Origin of the sequence: Actinomadura sp. GC306, assembly GCF_004348665.1 — a bacterium.
Taxonomy (GTDB): domain Bacteria; phylum Actinomycetota; class Actinomycetes; order Streptosporangiales; family Streptosporangiaceae; genus Spirillospora.
On sequence record NZ_SMKM01000137.1, the window covers coordinates 1 to 16,733 of the forward strand.

19 protein-coding genes are annotated in these 16,733 nt (G+C 74.5%); 6 read left to right on the forward strand and 13 right to left on the reverse strand.

Features of this window, described 5'->3' with window-relative positions:
* Nucleotides 1–66 precede the first annotated feature (66 nt).
* Nucleotides 67–873: an SAM-dependent methyltransferase gene (locus E1200_RS19400; RefSeq protein WP_131953462.1), complete on the forward strand. Its 807-nt coding sequence runs from the start codon at nt 67–69 to the stop codon at nt 871–873.
* A 21-nt stretch (nt 874–894) separates the two neighbouring features.
* On the opposite strand, the gene E1200_RS19405 is transcribed toward E1200_RS19400, so the two are convergent.
* A complete protein-coding gene (locus E1200_RS19405) occupies nt 895–1,653 on the reverse strand; it encodes a hypothetical protein (protein ID WP_207933433.1) in 759 nt (252 codons plus the stop codon).
* 334 nt (nt 1,654–1,987) lie between these two features.
* Between E1200_RS19405 and E1200_RS19410 the strand changes: the two genes are divergently transcribed.
* From E1200_RS19410 to E1200_RS19425, 3 genes are all read left to right on the forward strand, one after another.
* Nucleotides 1,988–3,772: a histidine kinase gene (locus tag E1200_RS19410; protein WP_131953463.1), complete on the forward strand. Its 1,785-nt coding sequence runs from the start codon at nt 1,988–1,990 to the stop codon at nt 3,770–3,772.
* On the forward strand, nt 3,763–4,437 hold the full coding sequence (locus E1200_RS19415) for a response regulator transcription factor (RefSeq protein WP_131953464.1): 675 nt from the start codon (nt 3,763–3,765) through the stop codon (nt 4,435–4,437). Before E1200_RS19410 ends, E1200_RS19415 begins: the two co-directional genes overlap by 10 nt.
* Nucleotides 4,438–4,729: 292 nt before the next feature.
* Nucleotides 4,730–6,538: an ATP-binding protein gene (locus E1200_RS19425; RefSeq protein WP_165950379.1), complete on the forward strand. Its 1,809-nt coding sequence runs from the start codon at nt 4,730–4,732 to the stop codon at nt 6,536–6,538.
* Here the strand turns inward: E1200_RS19425 and E1200_RS19430 are convergent.
* From E1200_RS19430 to E1200_RS19440, 3 genes are all read right to left on the reverse strand, one after another.
* A complete protein-coding gene (locus E1200_RS19430) occupies nt 6,535–7,164 on the reverse strand; it encodes a TetR/AcrR family transcriptional regulator (RefSeq protein WP_131953466.1) in 630 nt (209 codons plus the stop codon). The genes E1200_RS19425 and E1200_RS19430 overlap by 4 nt on opposite strands.
* Nucleotides 7,165–7,177: 13 nt before the next feature.
* Nucleotides 7,178–8,077: an oxygenase MpaB family protein gene (locus tag E1200_RS19435; RefSeq protein WP_131953467.1), complete on the reverse strand. Its 900-nt coding sequence runs from the start codon at nt 8,075–8,077 to the stop codon at nt 7,178–7,180.
* Between the two features lie 73 nt (nt 8,078–8,150).
* Nucleotides 8,151–8,555: an STAS domain-containing protein gene (locus E1200_RS19440; RefSeq protein WP_131953468.1), complete on the reverse strand. Its 405-nt coding sequence runs from the start codon at nt 8,553–8,555 to the stop codon at nt 8,151–8,153.
* A 56-nt stretch (nt 8,556–8,611) separates the two neighbouring features.
* Between E1200_RS19440 and E1200_RS19445 the strand changes: the two genes are divergently transcribed.
* Nucleotides 8,612–8,773, forward strand: a complete 162-nt coding sequence (locus tag E1200_RS19445; RefSeq protein ID WP_207933434.1) for an AMP-binding protein — start codon at nt 8,612–8,614, stop codon at nt 8,771–8,773.
* Here the strand turns inward: E1200_RS19445 and E1200_RS19450 are convergent.
* The gene (locus E1200_RS19450) at nt 8,739–9,608 is read right to left on the reverse strand and encodes a PHB depolymerase family esterase (RefSeq protein ID WP_131953469.1); all 870 of its coding nucleotides are present in this window, start codon (nt 9,606–9,608) and stop codon (nt 8,739–8,741) included. The two genes, E1200_RS19445 and E1200_RS19450, sit on opposite strands and share 35 nt — an antisense overlap.
* 522 nt (nt 9,609–10,130) lie before the next feature.
* Here E1200_RS19450 and E1200_RS19455 point away from each other — a divergent pair.
* Nucleotides 10,131–10,583: a MaoC family dehydratase gene (locus E1200_RS19455; RefSeq protein ID WP_131953470.1), complete on the forward strand. Its 453-nt coding sequence runs from the start codon at nt 10,131–10,133 to the stop codon at nt 10,581–10,583.
* A gap of 21 nt (nt 10,584–10,604) precedes the next feature.
* On the opposite strand, the gene E1200_RS19460 is transcribed toward E1200_RS19455, so the two are convergent.
* The 8 genes from E1200_RS19460 to pfkB all read right to left on the reverse strand — a co-directional run bounded on the left by E1200_RS19460 (nt 10,605) and on the right by pfkB (nt 16,503).
* Nucleotides 10,605–11,207, reverse strand: a complete 603-nt coding sequence (locus E1200_RS19460; protein WP_131953471.1) for a TetR/AcrR family transcriptional regulator — start codon at nt 11,205–11,207, stop codon at nt 10,605–10,607.
* Between the two features lie 120 nt (nt 11,208–11,327).
* Nucleotides 11,328–12,089 carry a DeoR/GlpR family DNA-binding transcription regulator gene (locus E1200_RS19465; RefSeq protein ID WP_131953472.1) on the reverse strand — a complete coding sequence of 254 codons (762 nt, stop codon included), beginning with the start codon at nt 12,087–12,089 and terminating at the stop codon, nt 11,328–11,330.
* An 85-nt stretch (nt 12,090–12,174) separates the two neighbouring features.
* Nucleotides 12,175–12,459, reverse strand: a complete 285-nt coding sequence (locus tag E1200_RS19470; protein WP_131953473.1) for an HPr family phosphocarrier protein — start codon at nt 12,457–12,459, stop codon at nt 12,175–12,177.
* Between the two features lie 16 nt (nt 12,460–12,475).
* Nucleotides 12,476–13,516, reverse strand: coding sequence for a zinc-dependent dehydrogenase (locus tag E1200_RS19475; protein ID WP_131953474.1), 1,041 nt, complete (start codon nt 13,514–13,516; stop codon nt 12,476–12,478).
* The gene (locus E1200_RS19480) at nt 13,513–14,007 is read right to left on the reverse strand and encodes a PTS sugar transporter subunit IIA (RefSeq protein ID WP_131953475.1); all 495 of its coding nucleotides are present in this window, start codon (nt 14,005–14,007) and stop codon (nt 13,513–13,515) included. The genes E1200_RS19475 and E1200_RS19480 overlap by 4 nt, the downstream gene beginning before the upstream one ends.
* Nucleotides 14,000–14,299 (reverse strand): PTS lactose transporter subunit IIB, encoded by a 300-nt coding sequence (locus E1200_RS34885; RefSeq protein WP_243708690.1) that lies wholly within the window; start codon nt 14,297–14,299, stop codon nt 14,000–14,002. The genes E1200_RS19480 and E1200_RS34885 overlap by 8 nt, the downstream gene beginning before the upstream one ends.
* 36 nt (nt 14,300–14,335) lie before the next feature.
* Nucleotides 14,336–15,505 carry a PTS mannitol transporter subunit IICB gene (locus E1200_RS19485; RefSeq protein WP_243708691.1) on the reverse strand — a complete coding sequence of 390 codons (1,170 nt, stop codon included), beginning with the start codon at nt 15,503–15,505 and terminating at the stop codon, nt 14,336–14,338.
* A 71-nt stretch (nt 15,506–15,576) separates the two neighbouring features.
* Complete coding sequence (gene pfkB, locus E1200_RS19490) at nt 15,577–16,503, reverse strand: 1-phosphofructokinase (protein WP_243708692.1); 927 nt, start codon at nt 16,501–16,503, stop codon at nt 15,577–15,579.
* Nucleotides 16,504–16,733: the final 230 nt, after the last annotated feature.

Here is a 16,733-nt window from a genome sequence, read left to right on the forward strand (position 1 = left end):
GGTCCCGGGGCGGGGTGCACCGGGGGCCGTGAGATCATCGTCCCTCCGGGGACGAGTGGAGTAGTGATGGCCGATGAGAGGTGGCCTCCGGCCGAGGTCGATCTGACGACGCCCAACACCGCGCGGATCTACGACTACCTGCTCGGCGGCAAGGACAACTACGCCGCCGACCGCGAGGTGGCCGAGCAGCTGATCGAGCTCATCCCCGAGGCGCGGACGGCGGCCCGGGAGAACCACGCCTTCATCGGGCGCGCGGTCCGCCTCCTGGCCCGCGAGGGGATCCGCCAGTTCATCGACATCGGCAGCAAGCTGCCCGCCGGCGGGAACGTCCAGGAGGTCGCCGCCGAGGTCGCGCCGGACGCGGCGGTCGTGTTCGCCGACGGCGACCCGGTCGTGCTGGCGCACGCGCGGGCCCTGCTCGCCCGGACGCCGCGCACGGCGGTGGCGGGCTGCGACCCGCGCAGCCCCGAGACCCTGACCCGCGACCCCGAGGTCCGCGCGCTCATCGACTTCGAGCGGCCGGTGGCGTGCGTGCTCGACCGCGTCCTGCACTTCATCGACGACGCGGCCGAGGCCGCCGCGGCCGTCCGGCGCCTGCACGACGCCCTGCCGCCCGGCAGCCACCTGGTGTTCACGCACATCACCCAGGACCCCGAGCCGGAGTCGGGCGGCGACGTCGGCAAGGTGTTCAAGCCGACCAGCGGCCACTTCTGGGGCCGGAGCCGCGCCGAGATCCTCGGCATCGTCGGGTGCTTCGACCTCCTCGAACCAGGGCTGACCTACACCCCGCTGTGGCGGCCCGACCCGTCGCTGCCGCCGGTCGCGCACCCGGAGCGGACCTTCACCCTCGCGGGCGTCGGCCGCCGGCGGTGACCGGGCCGCCGGTCCGCGCGGTCAGCCGGCCCGGCGGTGCAGCAGGCGCCGCGTCCGCGCGGCGAGGCCGTGCGGCGCGGCGGGCGCCAGCGCGGCGCCCGCGTGCACCCAGCCCCGGTGGGTCCGGCCGGTGACCCGCAGCCGGACGAGCGGGACGTAGGACTCCGCCCGGATGCCCTCGTACCCGTGCCGCACGATCGAGTGGTAGATGTCGTCGGACACGACCAGGACCAGCGGCGCGCCGGTGCGCCGCAGCGCGAGCTTCGCCTCCGGGGAGTCCAGCAGCCGGAACGCGACGTCGAGGGCCTCGCCGAAATTGCCGCGCCCGTCATTGTGCACCTCTCCGGCGTGCACGACGACGCGAATGCGAATTCGGCGGTCGCCGCCCGGGGCGATCACCCGCTCGGCATTGTATTCCGCCAGCAGGGCGGACAGGAGCGGCACGACCGGGTGCAGCAGCAGCGTTTTCGGCACCTCGTCCAGCGGCGGGATCAGAACGAGCACCCCGTCGCCGCGGTCGACGTACGCCTCGCGGTGGCCCGCCACGATTCCGGCCCGGTTGAAGGCCTCCTCCAGCAGCCGGTACAGCACCCGGCGCAGCTCCGCCTTGACCGGGTCCGTGCGCGTCGTCGACCCCTCGATGTCGACGGCCAGGATGGTGCGGTAGCGCGGGCGGAGCCGCGCCCTGTCGAGGACGGGCCGCCGCGTTCCCGACGCGTCGACGAGGACGGGCCGCCGGGCCCCCGCCCGCCCCCCGTCCACCAGCGTCTCACCGTTCATTTCCCCCGTGCCCCTTTCCCCCCTTTGCCCTCGCCGGGCAAAACGATCCTGGCATTGGTGATTCGAATCGGCAATCCAGGCGATCCCGGATACGGCCCCGGGGTTCCCCGGGCGGCGTTTCCCGGCAAGGTGAATTCCCTTCGGGCATGTGGAAACCGGGCATCGATCGGATAACGCCTCCGCGATCAGGCGGGACGATCGGGGAAACTGCCCGTGCCGCCGGCTCCGCGGCCCGCGCGGCGGTGCGGGCCCCCGGGGAACCACGGACCCCCGCACCGTGGGTTTCCGGTGGCACGACGCGGCCGCAGGTCCGAGCATGGAGAGGGTGGTCGTGGTGATTTCCGCCCCCCGGAGACGCAGGTCGCCCGCGTGGTTCGGCGCGGAGACGAGGCGCGCCCTCGCCGCCGGGCTAGCGGTGGCGGGCCTGGCGCTCGCCGCGGGCTGGCCGTACTGGCGCGACCACCCGGGGGCGGCGGCGATCACGCTGGGGAGCTGCGCCGCCATCGCGGTGGTGGGCGTGCTGCTGGCCACCGGCGGGCGGACGAGGCGCACCGGGCTGCTGTTCCTGACCGCGTCGGTGTGCTGGGCGCTGAACTGGGCGGCGAGCTGGGACGCGGGCATCGGCCCGATGATGTCCCCGTATGCCCAGGCCGAGTTCTACCTGGCCCTGGGCGTGGGCGTCCTGATGTATCCGAGCGGCCGGCTGGAGTACGTGGCCGACCGGGTCTGGACGGCGATGGCGTGCGTCATCCTGCTCGGCTGCCCGACGGCGCTGTGGGTGACGTCCGAGCCGGAGTGGGCGGCGTTCCGCGGGGAGTCGGTCTGGTGGCCGGCGCCGTTCCCCGACTTCGGCGTCTTCCAGACCGTGCTGCGGGTCTCGGCGATCCTGTACCTCGCCCTGGCGCTGTCGTTCGCGGTCGTGCTGCTGCTGCGGCTGCCCCGGATGGGGCGGCTGCGGCGCCTGCTCACCCTTCCGGTGACGGCCGCGCTGGCGTTCGTCGGGATCTCCGCCGCGGTGACCCAGAAGCCGATCATGGAGGCGTCGATCCCGCTGGACGACCTCCTCCAGGTCTACGTGGTCCAGGGCGCGGTGGTCGTCCTCGTACCGCTGACGCTGCTGGCGTCCGGGCTGCGGCTGCGCATCAGCGAGCTGACCGTGGCGGGCCGGATGCTGCGGCTCACCGCGCCGGTGTCGGTCGAGCGGGTCCGCGACGCGCTGCGCGACGTCCTGCACGACCCGTCCCTGGAGCTGTGGTTCTGGGCGCCGATGGAGGAGACCTACGTCGACACCGGCGGCCACCCCGTCGACATCGACCCGGACGGCGTGGAGACCCCGCCGGACGGCGACGGCACCGGACGCTGGCGGCACCGGGTGCTCAGCGCCTCGGGGGACCGGCTCGCCGTGGTCGAGCTCGGCGGCGCGCTCCGCTACCACGAGTCCCTGGTCGAGGCCGCGCTGGTCGCGGGCGGCCGGGCGCTGGAGACCGCGCGGCTGCAGGCCAGCGTGCACGCGGGCCTGGAGCAGGTCCGCTCGGCCTACCGCCGGCTGGTGCGCGCCGAGACCGTGGAGCGCGAGCGCCTCGCCCGCGACCTGCACGACGGCGCCCAGCAGCGGCTCCTGGCACTCGGCGCGATGCTCGGCACGCTGGAGGCCGTCACCGACGACCCCGCGGTCAAGGAGCACGCCCGGACCTGCCGCGCCGAGCTGATGGAGGCGCTCGGCGAGCTGCGCGCCCTGGCCCGCGAGGTGCAGCCGGCGCTGCTCGCGCAGGACGGCCTCGGCCCCGCGATGGAGGTCGTCGCCGAACGGCTCGGCGCCCGCGTCAAGCTCGACATCACCCATCGCCGCTTCTCACGCGAGATCGAGTCCACGCTTTACTCTGCGCTTTGCGAGTCGTTGTCGTACGCTGTCGAGCGCGCGCGTGCGTCCGAGGTGCTGGTGCGGGTCCGCGTCGAGGGCGGGCGGCTCGCCGCGGAGGTCACCTGCGACGGCCCGGCCGCCGGTCCCGCCGACCTGCCGGGGCTGTCCGGCCGGCTCCGGGCGCTGCGCGGGCACGTGGAATTCGACGGCGGCCCCGGGCGGGGCACGACGGTGAGGATGGACCTGCCATGCGAGTAGCCGTGGCCGAGGACAGCGGGATCTTCCGGCAGGCCCTGGTCACCCTGCTCACCACGGTCGGCATCGAGGTCGTCGTGTCCGCCGGCTCCGGCGACGAGCTCGTCACCCGCGTCGCCGGCGACCCGCCCGACGTGGCGATCGTCGACCTGCACATGCCGCCGACCTACACCAACGAGGGCGTCGTCGCCGCGCGCCGCATCCTGGAGCGGCATCCGGGCACCGGCGTGCTCGTCCTGTCCGCCTACAACGAGACGCCGCAGGCGATGGAGCTGTTCCGCGACCAGCCCCGCGGCGTCGGCTACCTGCTGAAGGACCACGTCACCGACGTCGACAACCTGCGGTCCGCGCTGGAGCGGGTCATGCGCGGCGAGGTCGTCATCGACCCGGACGTGGTGAGCAGGCTCGTCGAGGCCCGGCACCGGGAGCAGGAGCTGTCGCGGCTGTCCGCGCGCGAGCGGGAGGTCCTGTCCCTGATGGCCGAGGGGCACTCCAACGCGGGGATCGGCAAGCGGCTGCACCTGTCCGCGCGGACCGTCGAGGACCACGTCCGGGCGATCTTCACCAAGCTCAAGATCGTGTCGTCGGGCGGGCCGCCCGGGCCGCAGGACAGCAACAAGCGGGTGCTCGCCGTCCTCACCTGGCTGCGCGCCGCGGACGCGCGCTGAGCCCGCGGGCATCAATCGGGTAACGGGCCCTCGCGGGGCCCTCGCGCGCGGTGCCGCGGGTGCGGAACACTGACCGTGCCGGTCGGACCGCGTCAGCGGCCCGGTGGGCGGCTCCCGCGTGCCGCCTGGACGCGCCCCGGGCCCACCCTGCCCGAGCCGCGCCTGAGTCCATGCTCCCGGCGGAGGCCCTCCGCGCGCATCCGGGGAAACCACGGAGCCCGCCCGGGACGGCACGGAGGACCGGCACGCACTGCCCAGGACGAACTGCCCAGGACGACACGAAGGGACCGCGTTGAGGTCCGTTCCCCGGCGGCTCCCCCGGCGGCTTCCCCGGCGGCTTCCCTGGCGGCTTCCCTGGCGGCCGCCCCTGTGGTTCGGCGCGCGGGTCCGCCGCGCCGTGGCGGCGGGCGCGGCGGTGGCGGCGGGCACGCTGGTGTGCGGCTGGCCGTACTGGCGCGGGGAGCCGGCCGCGGCCGTCGTCACCCTCGCCTGCTGCGGCGGGTTCGCGGTCGCGGGCGGGCTGCTGGCCGCCGGGCGGCTCGGCCGCCGGACGGGCGCGGCGTTCGTCGTCGCCGCGGCGGCGTGGGCGGTCACCTGGTCGGCGGCCTGGGACGCCGGCGTGGGACCGGCCGTGTCGGTGTTCGCCCAGTCGGTCTTCTTCACCTCGATCGGCATCGGCGTCCTGATGTACCCGGGCGGGCGCCTGGAGGGGGCCGCCGCCCGGGCGTGGACGGGCGCGGCGGTGGTGGTCATGGTCGGCGGCCAGGCCGTGCTGTCGGCGTTCTCGCGGCCCGAGTGGAACGGGTTCGCCGCGACGGTGGCCTGGCCGTCGGTGGCGCCCGACTTCGCGGCGTTCCAGGCCGTGCAGCGCGGGCTGACGGCCGCGGCGGCGGTGCTGGCGGGCGTGCTGGTGATGATCCTGGTGGCGCGGCTGCCGCGGATCGGGCCGCTGGACCGCGCGCTCACCGTCCCGGTCGCGGCGACCGTGACGGTCGGCGTCGCCGGCGCCCTGGTCGTCCAGGGGACGCTCATCGACCACGGCTTGTCCCTCCACGACGTCATGGGCGTCTACCTGGTCCAGGGGGTCTTCGCCACGATGGTGCCGCTGGCGTTCCTGGGCACGGCGCTGCGCTCCCGGCTGGCCGAGCTGACCGTCGCCGAGCGGATGCAGCGCCTCACCGACCCCGTCTCGGTGGAGAACGTCCGCGACGCGCTGCGCAGCGTCCTGCGCGACGACACCCTCGAACTATGGCTGTGGGCCGGTGACGGCTACGTCGACGTGGCCGGCCGCCGGGTCGACACCTCGCCCGGCCGGGCCCCCGGGCGGTGGCGGCACGAGGTCCGCACGTCCGGCGGCGGGCCGCTGGCCGTCGTGGACGTCGACGTCGCGCTGCGCGACCACGAGCCGCTCGTGGACGCCGCGCTCACCGCGGGGGGCCGCGCGCTGGAGACCGCGCGGCTGGAGGCCGAGGCCCAGGCCACCCTCGAACAGGCCCGCCAGGCCCGCGAGCGGCTCGTCCGCGTCCAGGCGGCCGAGCGCGAGCGGCTCGCCGCCGACCTGCAGCGCAGCGCCCAGCAGCGGCTCCGGTCGCTGGAGCGGCTCCTCGCGGAACTGGAGTCGGCCGCCGGGGACCCGCGGGCCCGCGAGCAGGCCCGGATCTGCCGCCGCGAGCTGGCCGAGGCGGTCACCGAGTTGGACGACCTCGCCCGCGGGGTGCACCCGGCGATCCTCGCCGACGCCGGCCTGGCCCCGGCGATGGAGCTCGTCGCCGCCCGCACCGCCCTGCCGGTCTCCCTCGACATCCCCGCCGGCCGGTTCCCGCCCGAGATCGAATCCACGCTGTACTTCGCCCTCTGCGAGGCCCTCACCAACGCCGCCAAGCACGCCGGAGCCGAATCCATCGAGCTGACCGTGCGCCCCGGCCCCGACCGGACCGTCGCCGTGGTCCGCGACGACGGCGCGGGCGGTGCGGTCCCGTCCCCCCGCGGCGGCCTCGCCGGCCTGACCGACCGCGTCCGCGCCCTGCGCGGCGACGTCACCGTCCACAGCCCGCCCGGCGAGGGCACCACCCTGACGATCACCCTCCCCGGCCCCGGCTAGGGGGTCGCGTCCCGGATGATGGGCAGCAGGTAGCGGCGGGCGAAGTCGCGGGCGCCCTCGTCGTCGAGGGGGATGTGCCCCTCGGGGGTCAGCATGAGGGAGTGGGTGAGGCGGATGAGCACCTCGGCGACGACCTCGGGGTCGGCGTGCGCCGGTGCGACGCCGGCGCGCTGCGCGGTGCGCAGGCGCCCGGCGAGGTAGCCGCGGGCCGCCGCCAGCAGCGGCCCGGCCTTCACCGTGGCGTGCGGCAGGAACAGCTCCGGCTCGACGACCATGAGGCGGGTCATCAGGCGCTGCTCCCGGCTGATCCGCAGCGTGACGGCGAAGCCCTCGATCAGGCGCTCCTCCAGCGTCGGCAGGGCCGCGACGGCCGCGTCCAGCTCGGCGAAGAAGCGCCGCGCCTCCCGCAGCAGGACGCCCGTGACGAGGTCGCCCTTGCTGGGGAAGCGGCGGTAGATGGTGGCGCGGCCGAGCCCGCACTCGCGGGCGACGTCGTCCATGGTGGTGCGGCGGGGCCCGTAGGTCTCGAACGACCGCAGCGCGGCGTCCAGGATCCGGTCGGTCTGGGGTTCGTTCTCCGGGCCGCCGGTCAGCAGGCTGCGCAGGAACTCCTCGTCGCTCGTCATCGTGCGGCCGACTCTAGCCGCCCGGGGCGCGGCGGGCGGTCCGCAGGGCGCGGGCCGCGATGGGGGAGTACAGCAGCCGCTCGGGCGTCGCCGCGCCCGCGGCGCGCACGCTGCGCGCGAACACGCCGAAACGGGCCTGGTCCGCGGCCGTCCAGCGCAGTCCGAACCGCTCGCGCAGGACGGGCGGGAGCGTCGCGATGCCCGTCCTTCGCATCAGCCGGGACGGCGGCAGCGCGAGGCCCGTCCAGGCGGCCCTGGGCAGCGGCCACTTCGGAGGCGGCGGCAGCGGCCTGCGGTCGAGTTCGATGAGGAGCTGCACGGTCGCGTTGTCCTCAAGCCGGTTCTCGACCATGTCGTCGAAGTAGGCGCGGAAGGCGTCGGGGTCCTCCGGGAGGTGGCGTCCGGTGATGCCGAGGGCGAGCGCGAGATCGCGCCACTCCCGGAACAGGACCGCCTCCCTGGCGGGCTCCAGGCCGCGGCCGAACACGCGCTGCGTGTGCACCATCGCGTGGTACAGCGTCGCGTGGACCCAGAGGTACGCCTCGGGGTTCAGCGCGTGGTAGCGGCGGCCCTGGGCGTCGACGCCCTTGATGTCCCGGTGGATCTCGCGGAGCCGGGCCGCCTCGGTGCGGCCGCGCTCCTCGCCGCGGTAGCCGAGGAAACTGTTCGCCGACTCCAGGGTCCGCATGAGGCGCCCCCAGCGGTCCTCGACGAACCCGGAGTGGTCGCCGACGCCCGCGCCGACGACGGGGTGCGCGACCTGCAGCAGCAGCGTCGACCGGCTGGTGAACACGCCGCGCCAGTCGCCCGCGTACCGCCAGGTGAGCGAGGCCGGCCCGGGTATCGCGCCCGCCGGGCGGCGCGGCGGCGCCGCCACCGGCGCGGGGGAGGCGGGTGTGTCGAGGCGTTCCATGGCAGCTCGCCCTCGTGAGACATTAATACGAAATGCGTATCATCATCTGCGATGGGCGGCAAGGCCGGGACCGTCAGCCCCCGCCGGTCTCGTGCAGGGCGTCGAGCGCCTCGTCCTGCGTCGGGTAGGCGAGGAGGTGCCGGTCGAGGCCGCTGCGTTCGAGGATGGTGCGGAACCGCCGCTCCGGCCCTGCCAGCACGAACTCGCCCCCGGCCCGGTGCGCGTTCTTCCAGAGGACGATCAGCGCGTTGAGGCCCGAGGAGTCGCAGAACCCGACCTCGCCGACGTCCATCACAACCCGCGGCGGCCCGTCCAGCAGGCGCATGTCCGCGAGGACGTGGTCGCGCAGCAGGTCCGAGGTCAGGATGGTGAGCTCCCCCTCGGCCTCCACGACGAGGCAGGAGCCGCGGGTGCTGCTGCTGACGCGCAGCGGTTCGGGAGGGACCGCGCCCGGCGGCCCGTCCGCGCCCAGAGACATATGCCGATCACCTTCCGTTCTCGCAGGCGGGTGCCCTACCCGCGGCGGGGAAGGTCATGCGGGCCGCCGGCGAGACCGGGGAGGTCGTCGTCCAGGGCCCGCACGTCATGAGCGGCTACTGGGGACGTCCCGCCGAGACCGCCGCGGCTCTCGACGGCGGCTGGTTCCGCAGCGGCGACGCCGTCAGGTGGTTTTCGGTAGGGAGGGGCGGGCGGTGAAGAAGTCGAGTATCAGGTCGCTGGCGTAGGCGGGCCACTCGTGGCCGCCCTGCTGTTCGGTGCAGAGCGCGACGAGGAGCGGTCCCGGGCCGGTGCCTACGCAGCCGTCCGGGCCGCCGGGTACCGGCCACGACAGCGCGGGCAGCTTGTTCAGCCACCGCCAGTACTCCATGGTGACCTGGACGGAGAAGAACGGGAACTTCACGTCCGCGTCCATGTTCCCGCCGCCGTGGTAGGGGACGGACGGGTCCCAGGTGCCGTGGAACGCCAGCACCGAGGTGGGGTGGCCGGGCGTGCAGCCGATGGCGAGGGCGCCCGACACCACTGCGATCCCGGCGACCCTCGCCGAGCGCTCGCAGGCGTACCGGTAGGCCATGCCGCCGCCGTTGGAGAACCCGGTCACGAAGATCCGGTGGGGGTCGGCGACGCGCTGCTCGACCAGCGTGTCGATCAGCGCGTCGAGGAACGCGACGTCGTCCACGCCCGTCCAGCGGGCGAACCAGCAGCAGGCGCCCGCGTTCCACGTGCCGAGGAGGCCCTCGGGGTAGGCGACGGCGTAGCCGGCCGCGTCGGCGGCCTCGTCGAGTCCGCTCTGGTTGCGGACGTACTCCGGATCGTTCAGCCCGCCGTGCAGTGCCACGACGAGCGGCAGCGGCTCGCCTGACCGGCGTTCCGGCGGGAGGTGCAGGAGGTAGGGGCGGTTCCAGTCGCCCATGGCGATGGTGTGCCTGGACGTTCCTGGGGCGTCGTCGGACGCCCCGGCGGGCAGGGGGTGGGCGCCGAGCGTCGCGAGGAGGGTCACGACGATCGTCGCCGCCCGCGCGGCGATCTTCATAGCGATGATCTAACGCGCGGCCCGGCCTTCCGGCTAGGCGGCCGGACGCACAAAAACCGAGATCGTTTTGTAGATGGATGCACAGCCTGTCCGTGTTCGTGCATCTCACAGGGGTTTCGCTCCTTCTGGCCTGGTATCGCCTCGTCCGGGTGCCGGGGCTGGGAGGCTGGGCCCGGAGACCGGCGCCGGAGTCCAGGCTTCGGGTGCTCTTCGTGGTGGTGCCGGGCGGTGGCGTGCGTGACACATCAGGGCGTGCGGGCGCTGTGCATGGTGAGCCGGAGGCGTGGCGGTGCCGGCGGGCCGTGTGCAGGAGGGGGGCCCGCGCGTAGCCGCCCGCGCCGGCGACCCGCCGGTGGGCCGGAGGGCCCCGCGGCGCCGGGGGCGGACGCCGCGGGGCCGTCCCGCCCGCCGGTCGGGACGGCGGTCCGCGCGCCGGGCCGCCCACCCTGGCGGCCCTCCATACCAACCGGTCGGTATGCTGGCCGCGATGGTCGGGACGGTGCCTACGCGAAAGGGCGCGCAATGCGGACGTTCAGCGGAGTGGACGAGCTGGAGAAGGCCGTCGGCGGCCACCTGGGGCACAGCGGGTGGCACACGATCACGCAGGAGCGGGTGAACCTGTTCGCCGACGCGACCGGCGACCACCAGTGGATCCACATCGACGCCGAGCGGGCGGCGCAGGGCCCCTTCGGCGGCACGATCGCGCACGGCTACCTGACGCTCTCGCTGCTCCCGATGCTCGCCGCCGAGATCTACCGGGTCGAGGGCCTGTCGATGGGCGTCAACTACGGGTCGGACAAGGTGCGCTTCCCCGCGCCGGTGCCGGTCGGCTCCCGCGTCCGCGCCGGTGCCGAGCTGCTGTCGCTGGAGCGGGGGCCGGCCGGGGCGCGGGCCAAGGTGCGCGTGACGATCGAACGCGAGGGCGGCGACAAGCCCGTCTGCGTCGCCGAGGTCCTCTCGCTGCTGGTCGAGTAGGAACCTGGGCGGCCCGGCCGGTCAGTTCCGGAGGCCGTTGAGGAACAGGTCGACGTAGTGCTCGCTGATGGCGGCCGTGTCGAGCGGACCGTCCTGGCGGTACCAGGTGCCGATCTGGTGGACCGTGCCGAAGAAGAAGTGCACCGCGATGTCGGCGGGCGTGCGGTCGCGGAACTCGCCTTCGCGCTGGCCCTCCTCCACGAGGGCGCGGAAGCGCTCGTGGTAGCGGCGGCGCTCGGCGCGGACGGCCTCGCGGTGGTCGCGCGACAGCAGGTGGGTCGAGCGGAAGAAGACCGTGAAGTCGTCCAGGTGCCGGAACGAGGTGTCGAGGACGTCGGCGGCCGCCGCGCGGAGCCGCTCGCCGGCGCTGCCGGGGCCGTCCGCGATCGCCTCCAGGCGCGACATCTGCAGCCGCAGGAGCCGGTGGTAGATCTCGTAGAGGAGGTCGTCCTTCGAGCCGAAGTAGTGGTACATCGCGCCCTTGGTGACCCCGGCCGCGTCCACGATCTCCTGGACCGAGGTGTTCTCGAAGCCCTTCTCGGCGAACATGCGCGTCGCGACGGCGAGCAGCCTGCCGGGCAGCGGCAGGTCGCCGGTGGCCCGGGGCGCGGGCGCCCGCGTCATGCTCCACCTCCGTCCGGGACCGCCCGGAACGTCCCCTCCGGGCCCGGCGCGGCGCGGCACAGCCTACCGGCAGCCGGGCGGCGCGCCGACCCGCCGGGACCCGGCCGGCCGGCCGGCTCGTCACGCCCGGACGATCTCCGGGCCCGCGGCGGCGAGGTCGGCGGCCAGGTCGGTGTCCAGCCCGGTGTCGGTGATCAGCACGTCGATGTCGGCCAGCCCGGCGAACCGCACCAGGTGGTCGTGCCCGATCTTGGTGCGGTCCGCGAGCAGCACCCGGCGCCGCGACGAGGCGATCATCGCCCGCTTCACCGCGGCCTCCGCCTGGTCGGAGGTGGTCAGCCCGCGCTCGGCCGAACAGCCGTTGGTCGCCATGAACGCGACGTCCACCCACAGGTCGGCCAGCGGGCGCAGCACCCAGTCGTCCACGGTGGCGAGCGTCCGGGCGCGCACCCGCCCGCCGAGGATGATCACGGTGAGGTTGGGGCGCGCGGCCAGCACCGACGCGTGCGGCGGCGAGTTCACGATCACGGTCAGCTCGCGGTCGGCCGGGAGCAGCTGGACGAACCGTGCGGTGGTCGTGCCGGCGTCCACGATGATCGAGCCCTCGTCGGGCAGTTCCGCCAGCGCGGCCTTGGCGATGCGCTGCTTCTCCTCGGTCATCACCGCGTCCCGCGCCGCGAGCTCCGGCTCGAAGCCGAGCCGCTCGACCGGCATCGCGCCGCCGTGCACGCGCCGGACCGTCCCGGCCCGCTCCAGGACGGTCAGGTCGCGGCGGATCGTCTCGGTGGTCACCGAGAACTCCTCGGCCAGCGCGACCACGTCCACCCGGCCCTTCGAGCGCGCCAGCGCGAGGATCGCCTGCTGTCGTTCTTCGGCGTACATGACCGTCGTCCCACCCGTCCCGTCGCGCTACCGGCCGCCTCCATTGTGGTGGGCCGGGGCCGCGTCAGCCATGGCCGGGGCCGCGTCAGCCATGGCCGGGTTCGTCGGCGTCCAGGTCGCCGGCGAGCAGCGCGGCCAGCTCGTCCAGGACGGCGTCCGCCCCGTCGCCGTCGGCGGACAGGACGACCTCCGCCCCTTGGCCGGCGCCGAGCGACAGCACGCCGAGGATGCTGCTCGCCGGGACCGGCGCGCGGTCCCCGGTGCGGATGGACACCGGGACGGGCTGCTGCGCGGCCCGCTGCACGAAGATCTTCGCGGGCCGGGCGTGCAGGCCCTGCGCCGAGCCGATGATGACTTTGCGTTCGGGCACGGCTGCCTCCTTCGGGTCAGGGTTCGATCGTCACCTTGATCGCGGCGCCCCGGGTGACGAGGTCGAGGGCGTCGTGCACGGCGTCCAGGGGGAGGCGGTGGGTGATGAGGTCGTCGACCGGCACCTGCCCGGAGCCGATCAGGTCCAGCGCGCGGGCGTTGTGCGCGGGGCTCGACCCGTTCGCGCCGACCAGCGACAGCTCCTTGTAGTGGACGCGGTTGGCGTCCACGGAGATGACCGGGTCGTCCTTGGGCAGCCCGCCGAACAGGCTGACCCGGCCGCCGGGCGCGACGAGCCGCTGCGCCTGCTCCTGCGCCGCGCCCGAGGCCGCCGCGGTGATCGCGACGTCGGCGCCGCGGCCGCCGGTGAGCTTGCGGACCTCCGCGACGACGTCGGCGGCGCTCCCGTCGATCGCCGCGTCGGGCTTCACGATCGCCGCGGCGCGGCCGAGCCGCTCGGCGTTGACCTCGACCAGGAACACCCGGGCCGCGCCGCGGGCGCGGGCGACCCGCACGTGCAGGCAGCCGACGGGCCCGGACCCGAACACCACGACGTCGTCGCCCTCGCCGACGCCCGCCAGCTCCTGGCCGTTGAGGACGCACGCGAGCGGCTCGGCCACCGACGCCTCGGCGAACGAGACGCCGTCCGGGACGCGGTTCACCCCGTCCACGGCCAGCACCTTCGCCGGCACGATCATGTACTCGGCGAACCCGCCGTCGTAGTGGTACCCCATCGACTCCTGCGCGTCGCAGACGGTCATCCGGCCGCGGCGGCACTCCGCGCACGCGCCGTCCGGGATGGCGGCGATGACCTGGACGCGGTCGCCCGTCGCCCAGCCGGTGACACCCGCGCCGGCCGCGGCGACCTCGCCGGCGATCTCGTGCCCCATCACCCGCGGCGGGGCGATGTGGTGGTGCCCGAACCGGGAGATCTTGACGTCGGTGCCGCAGGTCGAGCAGTTGCGAACGCGGATCTTCAGCTCACCCGGGCCGGGGTCCGGCTCCGGCGCGTCCTCCAGGCGGATGTCACCGGGTGCGTAGAAACGGGCGACCTTCATACGGTGTGTCCCTGTCCAGTCTGTAGCGGATCTGTCGGCTGCTCGTCGGCGGCCCGCGGGTCGAGGAGGGCGAGTATCCGGCCGGGGTCGTCGGCCTCCCGCAGTTCGCGGGCCTTGTCCGGGTCCATGAGCACCTGCGCCAGCTCGGCGAGGATCTCCATGTGGCCGTCGCCGCGCGCGGCGATCGCGATGCACACGGTGACGGACTCGCCGTTCCAGTCGACCCCCTCGGGGAACCGGACGAAGGCGAGCGCGTCACGGTGGATGAGGCCGCGGGCCTCGTTCGTGCCGTGCGGGATGGCCACGCCCTCGCCGAGGTAGGTCGAGATCGACCGCTCCCGCTCCAGCATCGCGTCGACGTACCCGGGCTCCACCGCACCGGCGCCGACCAGGACCTGCCCGCACACGCGGACGGCGTCGTCGTGGCCGGCGGCCCGCGCGTCCAGCCGGACCGCCTCGGGCGTGAGGAGGCCGGCCGCCCGGTCAGCCACCGACCTCACCGCCGTCCTTGATCGCCTTGACCAGCCGGTCGACGGCGGGATCGCCGAGGTAGACCTCGAACGTGATCACGGGCGCGTCGCCGGCGCCGCGCCGGGCGCGGTCGGCGAGCCCGGTGTGGGTGACGACCACGTCGGCGTCGGCGGGGATGGAGTCGACGGGCGTGTGCTCGACCGTCACGTCGCTCTTCTTCAGCGCCCTGCGGAGCTGGCCGGCCAGCATGACACTGCTGCCCATGCCCGCGTCGCAGGCGATGACGAGCTTGCGGACGTCCTTGCCGTTCATCGTGATGTGCCTTTCGGAAGGGGGCTCGGGGCCGGGTCAGGTGGCGCTGGTCTCCTTTGCGCCGGTCTCCTTGGCGGTGTCGCCGGCGTCCGCGCCCTTGACCGCGTCCGCTCCTTCCGCGTCCCCGTCCGTGCCCTCCTCGCCGCGGGGCTCGGCGAGTTTGCCGAAGCCGAGCAGGGCGGCGCCGACGACGAAGGACACCGCGGTGGACGCCAGCATCCCGGTGTAGACGCCGATCCAGTTGCCCACGCCGCGCGGGGTCTGCGCGAGGTAGGCGAAGATGCTGCCCGGCGACGGGGTGGCGACCAGGCCGGTGCCGGAGACCATGAAGATCGCGACGCCGGTCATGCCGCCGGCGATCGCCGCGAGGATCATCCGCGGCTTCATCAGGATGTACGGGAAGTAGATCTCGTGGATGCCGCCGAAGAAGTGGATGATCGCGGCGGCCGGGACGGTCGGGCGCAGCCGCCGCGGCCCGAAGAACCAGTACGCGAGCAGGACGCCGAGGCCGGGCCCGGGGTTGGACTCCAGCATGAACAGGACCGACTTGCCGGTGTCGGCGGCCTGGTCCACGCCGATCGGCCCGAGGACGCCGTGGTTGATGGCGTTGTTGAGGAACAGCACCTTCGCGGGCTCGATGAGCAGGGAGGTGAGCGGCAGGACGTCGTGGTCGACCAGCCAGCCGACGCCGTCCCCGGCCCAGTTGGTGAAGGCGTTCATGACCGGGCCGATGGTCAGGTTGCCGGCGACCGCCATGGCGCCGCCGATGATCCCGGCGGAGAAGTTGTCGACGAGCATCTCGAAGCCGGGCCGGACGCGGTCCTGCACGAGCCCGTCGAACAGCTTCAGCAGGTACGCGGTGAGCGGGCCCATGACCATCGCGCCGAGGAACATCGGCACGTCGGCGCCGACGATGATGCCGACGGTCGCGACCGCGCCGACGACCGCGCCGCGCTGGCCGTGCACCATCCGGCCGCCGGTGTAGCCGATGAGCAGCGGCAGCAGGAACTTGATCATCGGGTCGACCAGCTCGGCCAGGCCCTCGTTGGGCAGCCAGCCGGTGGGGATGAACAGCGCGGTGATCAGACCCCAGGCGATGAACGCGCCGATGTTCGGCATGACCATCCCGGCCAGCTTTCCGCCGAACCGCTGGACCTGCGCGCGGAGCCCCGTTCCCGTGGGCTCTGGGGTGTAGTCGGTGGCCATCTCGGGCCTCCTGTCGATCGGGGGTGGGTTCTGTCGTTCTCGGTGACCGGAGCTCGTGCGCCGGGGGGCGGTCAGGTGACGAGGGGCCGGGCCGGGTCCGGCCGCGGATGGATGCGGACGATGTCGCGCCGGATGTCGTTCTCGCCCGGCATCCGGCTGGCGGGCAGCCGGACGGCCGCCGCGCCCCAGGCGAGCGCCTCGGCGAGGGCGGCGGGCCCGCGCGCGCCGGCGGCGAGGAACCCGGCGAGGAGCGCGTCGCCGGCGCCGACCGTGCTGTTCGGCCTGGAGACGGGCGCGTCGCCGGTGAGGACGCCGTCGTCGTCGACCAGCACGGCCCCCTCGGCGCCGAGGCTGACCAGCACCGCGCGGGCCCCGCGCGCCCGGAGCTCCCCGGCGGCCTCCACGACGTCGGCGATCGTGCCGACCGGGCGGCCGACGGCCTCGGCGAGCTCCTCCCGGTTCGGCTTGATCAGGTCGGGCCCGGCCGGGACGGCGGCGCGCAGCGCCGCGCCGCTGGAGTCGACCGCGACCCGGATGCCGTCCGGCGCGAACCTGCGGCACAGCGCGGCGTAGGCGCCGTCCGGGACGCCGGGCGGCAGGCTCCCGCAGCCGACCACCCAGCTCGCGGCGCCGGCCTCGGCCTCGACGGCGGCGGCCAGCTCGTCCAGCTCCCGGGGCGCGAGCCGGCCGCCGGGCTCGTTCAGCTTCGTCGTGACGCCGCCCGGCTCGACGATCGTCACGTTGGACCGCGTCCGGTCCGCGACGCGGACGGCGCGGACCTGCATGCCCTCGGTCTCCAGCAGCCGGCACAGCCGGTCCCCGTCGGCGCCGCCGACCGCGACCACCGCGCTGGAGGCCACGCCGTTGGCGAGCAGGGCCCGGGACACGTTGACGCCCTTCCCGCCCGGGTCGACCCGCGCCGACCGCGCCCGGATGACCTCGCCGCGCGTCAGGACGTCCACCTCGATCGTCCGGTCGAGGCTCGGATTGAGCGTCACCGTGACGATCATGCGGGTGCCGTTCCCCGAGGCATGTGGTTTCCTTCCCGTTTGATTTTGTTTCCCTTGTGTTTATGCCCGTTTGCGGTCGCGGTCAAGAGGTACGCGGGAGTTTTCCCAGGAGAACCTGTCCCCGGCCTCGGGCGGCTACGGGACGCGTGTGGGAACGCAGGCCCGCGGCCCGCGGGGGAACCCGGCGATCAGGGGAAGACTGTCCGGAGGGCGGCGGG